Here is a 1340-nt window from a genome sequence, read left to right as displayed (position 1 = left end):
TGAAGCGCCCCGGGTTTGTCGGAGACCGGCGAGTTTGGCGTTACGCCGCGCGTGCGGCCAACGCCTGTTTCCGATTGTAAGCTTCCTCTGCTTCAGCAGGCGACACATAGCCGAGTGGGCCGAGCAGCCGGCGATGGTTATACCAATGGACCCATTCGAGTGTCGCCAGCTCAACGGCCTGCAAGTCAGGCCATGAGCGCCGATGGATGACCTCCGCTTTGTATAAACCGTTGATGGTTTCGGCCAATGCGTTGTCGTACGAATCACCGACGCTGCCCGCTGATGGTTGCACACCTGCACCCAGCAAGCGGTCTGTATAGCGAATGCAAAGATATTGCGACCCGTGGTCCGAGTGATGTATGAGACCCTCGCCCGGTTGGCGTTCGTGCAGCGCCTGATTTAACGCATCGAGTACGAAGTCTGTGCGCATCGAGGTCGATACGCGCCATCCCACGATGCGCCGTGCAAACACATCGGTCACGAACGCTACGTACACGAAGCCTGACCACGTCGAACAGTACGTAAAATCCGCGACCCACAGCGCATCAGGTTGGTCGGCCCGGAACTGCCGCTTGACCAAGTCCGATGGGCACGGCACCGCATCATCTCGCCGAGTGGTTCTGATCACGCGGCCGCGCCGCACACCCTGGAGGCCCATCGCTTTCATCAGGCGCTCGACCGTGCAGCGCGCAACCTTCACCCCGTCACGCAACAGTTGTCGCCACACCTTGCGTACCCCATACACGGCGAAATTGTCCTCCCAGATCTGTCTAATCTGGGTCTTCAATACAGCGTCGCGGCGCGCTCGTGTCGACCGTTGCTGCGGGTCGTGGCGGCGAACCGTATGCCGATAGTATGTCGACGGGGCGATCGGCAGCAACCGGCAGATCGACTCGACCCCGTAAAGCGCACGGTGATCGTCGATAAACGTGATCATGACTTTGGTCGGCGGTCGAGCTCCGCCTGCGCGAAATACGCGGACGCCTTGCGCAAAATCTCGTTGGCCGTGCGCAATTCCCGATTCTCACGCTCCAGCTCCTTGAGCCGCGCCAGGTCCGTCGTCGTTGAGCCCGCCCGCTGCCCGCGATCGCGCTCGGCTTGATTAACCCAATTGCGCAGCGTCTCACGCGACATGCCCATCTTCGAGGCAATCGAACGCATCGCCGCGCCCTGCGTCTCGTATTCGTGCTGGTGCTCCAAGACCATCCGGACCGCACGCTCCCGAACCTCATCGGAATATCTCGCCCCCGTCGGCTTCTTTACTTTGCTTGCGTTTTCCATTCTTCAAATCTCCCGTTACAGCCAAGATCCAAAGTCTCCTACATTTCCGGGGCGCTTCA

General features: G+C 60.2%; 1 protein-coding gene and 1 other annotated feature. The gene reads right to left on the bottom strand.

The window, feature by feature from the left end; translation table 11 throughout:
- Window positions 1–40 precede the first annotated feature (40 nt).
- A protein-coding gene (locus tag AWB66_RS32510; RefSeq protein WP_374730558.1) for an IS3 family transposase occupies window positions 41–1281 on the bottom strand; the annotation gives its coding sequence in 2 pieces (ribosomal slippage) (window positions 41–969 and window positions 969–1281; 1242 coding nt in all).
- Window positions 863–979, bottom strand: a sequence feature (AL1L pseudoknot). Its footprint overlaps the gene before it by 117 nt.
- Window positions 1282–1340: the final 59 nt, after the last annotated feature.

This window comes from Caballeronia telluris (genome assembly GCF_001544495.1).
Lineage (GTDB): Bacteria > Pseudomonadota > Gammaproteobacteria > Burkholderiales > Burkholderiaceae > Caballeronia > Caballeronia telluris.
Note: the sequence above shows the minus strand (reverse complement) of the source record. Positions and strands in the feature narration are given on the sequence as shown.